Source organism: Clostridium sp. D33t1_170424_F3, from assembly GCF_015667585.1.
Taxonomy (GTDB): Bacteria; Bacillota; Clostridia; order Oscillospirales; family Acutalibacteraceae; genus Anaeromassilibacillus.
Window position 1 is genome coordinate 1 of the sequence record NZ_JADPEG010000030.1, and the last position, 7,987, is coordinate 7,987.

General features: G+C 53.8%; 4 protein-coding genes. 2 read left to right on the forward strand and 2 right to left on the reverse strand.

Annotated features, from left to right (window positions below; translation table 11 throughout):
- Positions 1–143, reverse strand: a 143-nt coding sequence (locus I4V53_RS13720) for an ATP-binding cassette domain-containing protein (protein ID WP_195986066.1), incomplete at its 3' end; no start/stop codon positions are given.
- Positions 144–457: 314 nt separating this feature from the next.
- Here I4V53_RS13720 and I4V53_RS13725 point away from each other — a divergent pair.
- Entirely contained in the window at positions 458–892 is a 435-nt protein-coding gene (locus I4V53_RS13725) for a MarR family winged helix-turn-helix transcriptional regulator (RefSeq protein ID WP_195986260.1), read from the forward strand.
- A gap of 65 nt (positions 893–957) precedes the next feature.
- On the opposite strand, the gene I4V53_RS13730 is transcribed toward I4V53_RS13725, so the two are convergent.
- Positions 958–1,122: a hypothetical protein gene (locus I4V53_RS13730; RefSeq protein ID WP_195986261.1), complete on the reverse strand. Its 165-nt coding sequence runs from the start codon at positions 1,120–1,122 to the stop codon at positions 958–960.
- 440 nt (positions 1,123–1,562) lie between these two features.
- Between I4V53_RS13730 and I4V53_RS13735 the strand changes: the two genes are divergently transcribed.
- On the forward strand, positions 1,563–7,987 hold a 6,425-nt coding region (locus tag I4V53_RS13735; protein ID WP_195986262.1), incomplete at its 3' end, for an NPCBM/NEW2 domain-containing protein.

A 7,987-nucleotide genomic window follows, 5' to 3' on the forward strand; every position in this document is an offset into this window, starting at 1 on the left:
ATCAAGGTCGATTTTCCCGCGCCGTTCTCTCCCATCAGAGCATGCACGCTGCCGGGCCGCACTTTCAAAGTTACTCCATCCAGCGCTTTTACACCAGGGAATACTTTTGTTATGTTGTTCATTTCCAGCACATATTCGCCCATACAGCCGCACCCCCTTTTTTGCTTCTTCGCTTCATTTTACCAGACTCCTCATAAAAGTAATAGTGGCATATACAACTATATAGGTAAGAAAATAGACTCTATTTTATAAAATAGAGCCGAAAAATAGTTGCAACACCAATAAATATAGTATAAAGGGCTTTTCAGGAAGTGTCAAGAATTTCTTTGCAATATCCGCATGTTTTCTGTAGAATTTGGATGAAGATTTCTGGGCAATTTGTAAAAAATTCGTTGACAGGAAGACTGATCGGATATAAAATAAATGTGGCATATGAAACAATTGGAGGCGGGGAAGAATGAAATCAATGGCAAGGGACTACGGCAAGTTTATTATGATATTTTCGGTGATTTACTGGCAGTCGCAGAGCTATTGCGGCAAGCGCCTCAGGGAACTGGGGATCACCTGCGGGCAGTTTATGTATATCCTCTGTATCTGTGAAAACCCGGGCTGTTCGCAGGAGCAGGTCGCGGAGAGTACGTACATTGACAAAAGCACCGTGGCCAAGGCGATACAGCAGCTCCTGAAGGCCGGGTATATTACGCGCAGGGTCAGTCCGGAGGACCGGCGGGTCAACCAGCTCTATCCCACGGAAAAGGCGATGGAGGTGTATCCCCAAATTGTCCAGACGCTGAAGGACTACAATGCGGAATACCTGCGCGGCCTGACGGACATCGAACAGGACATCTTCATGCGGCTGCTGGAAAAGATGTTTACCGCACTGGACCTGTAAGCTTATTTTAGAAAAACGAGAAAATTCGGGAGCGCCGGCCCCGTATGTACGGCGATTGTATAAGATCACAACCGGCCTTCCCGTAAAAGTGCTTTTGCGGTATTGACGCATGCGTCGAAACCAATCCATTTCAAAATTCTCCCGACCGGATCACTGGACAGCCCCAGCTTGTGCGAATCGCACAAGCTGGGGCTGTCCGCATTTTTCCACATCAGAGGATAGTTCGTCAATCTTCCCTTTTGCTGGTCATGTCCAAACACTGGACGGGGGATTTTGTCAATATAAAAACGCCATGCTAATCACATGGAATAGAAGTATATTTTACTCATTAATATGTTATAACAGAATGTATAAATGATTGATAAATATTTATGCATTTTTCTTTTTGTATTGCTATAATTCAAAGACGCATTTTACAATGAACTAAATTAATTGGCATATGAGCTAGAAGTTTTTCCACAGAAAAGAAGAAATAGGATATCTCAGCTTAAAAAACAAATTTGATTTTCAGGTGCTGAAAGGAGGTGTTTTTGATCGTGCCTGGAAAATCGCGGACAGAAACGATTTGTATGGAAAGACGAACAATGTGGATACGATGGGACAAGGTCCGTCATATGCCGGTTGGTTGGAGAAGAGTTGAAATGAGGAAAAGTTGAAAAGGAGCAAAAGCATGAAGAAAGCAAAGAAAGGCAGAAGAATACTTTCGCTTGTATTGGCAGCCGCGGTCGCTTTTACTTCAACGATCGCTTATGCCGCAGAAGTCAGGCAAATGTCTGATGTTTCCCATCAGATACAGAGTATTCAAAACCCGGGGAGGGAAAAGCTTAATTTTAACCAGGGCTGGAAGTTTTCCCGAAACTATTTTGAAGACGCCATCCAGCCCGACTTTGACATGGATATCCTGAAAACCTGGGAAAACGTTTCCCTTCCGCATACGGTTCGCCTGGAACCCTATATCAACAGCGGCGCGGGAAATACCTATCAGGGCGACGCTATGTATGTCAAACATTTTCCTCTTTCCCAGGAGTACGCGGGAAAAAAGCTTTATATTGAATTCGAGGGGATCATGGGCGTATCCGACGTATGGGTCAACGGGGTGCATATGACGACCAAGCTGGCGTCAAAGACGGGCAGCAATACCATGTACGGCGGATTTCTCCCCTTTATTGTCGATATTACAGACGCTGTGAAACTGGACGGTACGGACAACGTGATCACCGTTCACGCAACCAATGAAAATAATCCGAACGTCCCGCCCGGAAAACCATCTCAGAATCTGGACTTTACTTACTTCGGCGGCATTTACCGGGACGCATGGCTGGAAGTATCTCCGGAGGTACATATCACAAATGCAAACTACGAGGACATCGCAGCCGGCGGCGGTATTCTGGTCGATTATCCGGAAGTCAGCGAAGCATCGGCGACCGTCGACGTGCAGACGCACGTGCGCAACGAAGAAGCGGAAGCGGTGGAAATTGCCGTCAAAAATGAAGTGATCGACGCGGAGGGAACCGTCGTCGGCAGCGCCGTGACCGAAGGGATTTCCGTAGACGCTGGAGCGGACCACACCGCCTCGCAGGAAATCATGGTGGAAAACCCAAAGCTTTGGAACCTCAAAACGCCGTATCTGCATACGCTGCGTTCCACGGTTTTGGTAAACGGGGCCGAGGTCGACCAGGTGGAGACGCGCATCGGTATCCGGAAAATTGAAATGCACAAATCGTACGGCTTAAAAATTAACGGAGAAGTGCAGGACGACCTGATCGGCGTCAACCGCCACCAGGAATTTGTCTATCTCGGCTTTGCCGGCTCCTCTGCACTGCAGCGGCGCGACGCGATCAAATTTAAAGAGGGCGGCATCAACGTCGTGCGCACCGGGCATTATCCGCAGTCCGCTGATTTTCTGGACGCTTGCGACGAGCTGGGCATTCTGGTCATTGAGCCCACGCCCGGCTGGCAGAACTTTACAAACAACGACACGTTTAAAAACCGGGTATTTAACGATATTCGCCAGATGGTCCGTCGCGACCGCAACCGCCCCTGCATCCTGGCGTATGAGACGGTGCTGAACGAGACAAACGTCACGGGAACCTTCACCCAGCAGATGGCGCAGACCGCCAAGGAGGAGCACCCCTCCGCGAAGGTTGCCACGGAAAACACCCTGATGAGCCTTTCTTCCAGCGCAAAGGACACCATCAGCGATATTATGTACAAAGAGGCCAACCGTTCCGACAAGGCGGTGGGTTTCCAGCGGGAATATGGGGACAGCTACCGCGAGCAGTACTCGCCGCAGAGCTTCCACAACCGGCGCGCCGCAAGAGGGCCGGACACCTTCTATCCCGGTGGCGAAGGCGCCATGTTTATGCAGGCGATCAAGCGTCTGGTCGGCAACCATCCGGGAACCCAGTATTACGAGCCGAAGGATGCGGCGGATTCCAACAGCGGCGGCGCGGTCGGCTCTGGGCGTGCGTTCCTGTCCATGGCGGAACGGGCGCATGAGGACCCGGGCTTTATCGGGTCCACCAGCTGGATCGGCATCGACCACAACCGCTCCTACGATCCCAGCATCTCCGCGTGCGGCCTGTGGGACCTCTACCGCATTCCCAAGTTCTCCTATTACGCGATGGCGAGCCAGCGTTCCGCGGAGCCGGACCCTGCGCTCACCGCACAGCATATTGATAACGGCCCCCTTCTGTTTGTGGCCAGTTATTGGACGGAACATGCTCCTGTGATCGATAAGAGCGTGGAAGCCAAAAAGGTGATCGGCACAGACGACGCCCGCTATATCTTTGTATACAGCAATGCGGATACGGTCAAGCTGGCCGTCATGAAGGACGGCGAGGAGCTCTGGTCCCAGGAAAAGACGCCGATGACGGCGAATAACACAGATATGCTGCCGCACGCGCCGTTTGAGTTTATCGGCGTGCCGTATACGGCGGGCTCTTATCTGGTCGCCAAAGGGTACGACGCGGCGGGGAACGAGATTGTTTCACAGACCGTCCGTCCGTCCGGCGCACCAAAGAAGCTGCAGCTGGAAGCCGACGACAGGCAGATCGGGCTCACCGCGGACGGCTCCGACGCCATCATGGTATACGCGTCCGTTCTCGATGAAAACGGCGTCGTCTGCAACACCGCGACCAACGAGCTGACATTCAGCATCCTTTCGGGCGATGCATCCATCGTCGGCGATGGGGACAAGCGGATCGGCGCAAACCCGGTCAAAGCGGAAGCGGGTATTACCGGCGCATACATTCAGGCCGGTACGGAGCCGGGAGAAATCCGCATCCGTGTGGAGGCGGAGGGCTTGGAACCGGCGGAAATCACCATTGCATCCCAGCCGATGACGGAAAAAGCGGCGCCCTTCACAGAAATCGAGTACACGGGCGGCGGCGACTCTGCCTCTGCGTACCTGAAGGACCTGGAACAGCAGAACGAGGAAGCCCAAAGCTATTACCAGATCGGCTCCCTGACCATTGGCGGCAAGAAATACGGGCAGAGTATCTCTCAGCAGAACAATACCCGTCTTGTCTACGACCTTGAGGGGACCCGCAGAAGATTGAGCGGCTCCGTGGGCGTTCTCGATTCCGCCGCCAGCAGTACGGAAGCAATCTTTTATATCTATCTGGACGGCGTACTGAAATTTGCCAGCAAGCCTTTGCAGGCGGGCCAGACGGCGTCTTATGACATCAACGTTTCCAACGGGCATAAGCTGGAGCTGAAAGCGGTCGCGCAGCATATGGATACCAGCTATGACAAAGCATACGCATGGCTGTCGCCCTATGTCTATGAAGGCATGACGCCCGACGACGAAAGCGACCTGTACCAGAACCTGGCCCGTGGAAAACATGCGGAAGCCAGCAGCAGCGTCGATGGGACCACGCCGGATCTGGCCGTCGACGGCAGCGAATCGACCATCTGGCGCGGCGAGGAAGTCGGCGTAGGGGAAGATGCCAACCCGCAGGAATGGACGGTTGACCTAGGCGCGGAGTACAGCGTGCGCAACGCCAGAGTTGGTCTGGAGCACGACAGTATCATTTACAAGTACGAAATTTACACCTCCGCCGACAAGCAAAACTGGACGAAGCGCGCGGAAAACGCAAAGACCTCACAGGCCAACGGCGTGCTGGATTATTTCACCGCCGAAAACGTCCGCTATGTAAAAGTCCGGTTCACGGAAATAGAAGAACATGCGGACAGAGAACAGTTTTCCAACGCAACCCTTTCCGAGTTTGAAATTTACCGCGACCTGGGTATCGACTCGGTGCGGGAGTACAATCTGAAAGGCCTCTCCATCGAAGGAAAACCCCTGGTTTTCGCCAGCGATACCAGGGAATACACGATAGATCTGCAGGGCTTTGAGACGGACTTGACCGTCCGAGCGCTTCCGTTTGACGCCGCTGCCTCCGTGACCGTCAACGGCGTGGAGCTGCAAAAGCCGGAGGAAGGGCAGGGCCTGTCCGATCTGCAGCCCGTTGTGCTGTCCGACCTGGGCGAGGAGAACGCCATCCGGATCTCCGTCACCTCGGCAAATGGAAAGGCAAGCACGGAATACGTGGTCCATGTCAATGGTGAGCTGAATAAAATTTACCGCTCCAATGCACTGGAAGCCTATGTTCCCGGCCACAACGGCGCCAACGGCTGGTATTATCAGGCGATGAAACTTTCCAACAACGCAATCGCCACGATTCAGGGAGCGGAACTCTTTGTTAAAAACGGCGATTACGTGTACGAGGATATCAATACCTATGAGAGGTATTGCCGATCCGGCCCGAGATACATCCATCCGGGCAAACAAAACGATGCGATCCGCACCTATGTTGCGCCGAAGGACGGCACGCTCAACATCGCAATGGAATTGAAAAAGTATCAGAACGAAGCCGGGCTGGTGAAAACTTATGTCATGAAGAACGGCGAACGGATCTGGCCGGAAAACGCCGACTGGCAGCAGCTGGGCAGCGCAACCGGATCGATCAAAATGAACGCCACCGTCGCGGTTCAGGAGGGCGACCAGATCCAGTTTGCGCTGAAGGCGCACGCCGGCAATAACAACGGCGGCGACGCGACCTGTATGGACACCACGGTCTATTACGAAGAGGACGTCGACGTAAAGAGCGTGGAAGTGCAGGGCCCCGGCAGCGTGGTTCTGGTGAATGGGCAGGGCGCCAGCGGATCGTATCGCCTGTCCGTGACAATGAGCAACGACACGGTTCAGGAGAACGTCGGCGCAAATTGGAGCTTGTCAGACGCGCCGGAGGGCGTGACTTTGGAAGACGGTCTTTTGACGGTTCCGGCCGGTACAAAGCCCGGCATCGTGCGGCTGCGCGCCGCCAGCAAAGAGGACGAAACAATCTTTGCGGAAAAAACCGTATTTATTACAACCGGCAGTCATATCTATCTTTCCGACCTGGATTGGGCGGACGATTCCACACCGACCGGTTGGGGAACGGTGGGCCGCGACCGCGTATTGAGCTACGACGGTTCCGATCCGACGAAAATCAGCCTCTATAAAAACGGCGGCAGAGTCTACTACGACAAGGGACTGGCAACGAATTCGTATTCCGAACTTATTTATGACATCGACGGAATGGGATATACCCGGTTCATGAGCGACGTCGGCATCGATTACCAGAAGTACAATACGACAAACGCAAGCGTCAATTTCCAGGTCTGGCTGGACGGCAAGCTTGTCTATGACAGCGGGAACATGGGCGCAAAAACGCCGGCAAAGGCCATTGATCTGGATATTACCGGTGTTAAACGCATCAAACTGGTTGCAACGCTTGGCAGCGACGGAGCCAACGGCAATGATAACGCCGACTGGGCAGACACGAAGTTCCTGAAAACGGAAGAAGTTCCCGCGCTTTACGCGGTCAGCAAAGATGTTGAAGGCGGTATGGCAATAGTAACGACGGACAAAACAGAGGCCGCGGCGGGCGAAACGGTCACAGTTGCCATCTCCGGCATCGAGGAAGGCAAACAGTTCAAGTCCATCACCGTCACAGCCGAGGACGGAACCGCCGTTCCCACCCAGACAGTCAAGGCGGGCGAATCATACACTTTCACCATGCCTGCACAGCCGGTCGCAATCGCGGTCGTTCTGGAGCCGAAGGGTACCGAGCCGCTGAAGGCGCACGTTCTGAACGTCCAGTACGGCGGAAACGCGGCGCTGGAGGTTACAGGCGAATCGGAAGTGATTCTCGACGGCAACGGCATCTACGGTGCGAAGGTCATGGCGGGCGAGGAACTCACCCTGACGTTCACCCCGGCAAACGGCCCGTTTGCCACCGCGCAGCTCAACGGCGAGGACATCCCGTTTGGGGCGGACGGCTGCACCTATACCTTCACCATGCCGGACGAAAACACTGTCCTGCGCTTCACCTTCACCACCGTGAACAAGGATGTGCTGAAAACCCTGCTGGAGAAGGCGAACGAAGTGACCGACGAGCAGCTTGACAAGCTGGTCGCATCCGTCCGCAAGAAGTTCCTCGCGGCACGCGACAACGCCCAGAAGGTCTTTGAAAGCGATAAATCCACTCAGGCTGAAGTGAACGAGGCCTGGAAGGAACTGCTCGACGCGATGCATTACCTCTCCTTCGAGGAAGGCACGAAGGACGAGCTGAAATACTGGCTCGACTATACAGACAATCTCAACCTGGACAACTTCACCCCGAAGAGCCAGGAAGGCTACGCGGAAGCGCTGGCCTATGCGCAGGAAGTTTACAACGACGAGGGCGAGACGCTGAAGGCGGTCGTTGAAAAGGCAACCAAGGATCTGTATGACGCTATCCTGCGCCTGGAGTTCAAGGCAAACACGGAAACGCTGGAAGCCTTTGTGAAGCAGGCACAGGAGATTGAAATTGACAAGTATCTGGACGGCCCGGAAAAAGACAAGTTCAATGAGATTCTCCCGCAGGCGGAAGCCCTTCTGGAAGACGCGAACGCGACCCAGAAGCAGGTGGACGAACTAGCGGAGGCGCTGTATAAAGCAATCCAGAACATGCGGATGATCCCTGACAGGGAAGCGCTGAAAGACCTGATCGATACCTATGAAGCGCTCAATCCGGCGGACTATACAGAAGCAAGCTACGCAATCCT

Excerpts from the sequence above, each read along its gene's own strand:
- I4V53_RS13725 (WP_195986260.1), top strand. The coding sequence starts at position 458 with ATGAAATCAATGGCAAGGGACTACGGCAAGTTTATTATGATATTTTCG.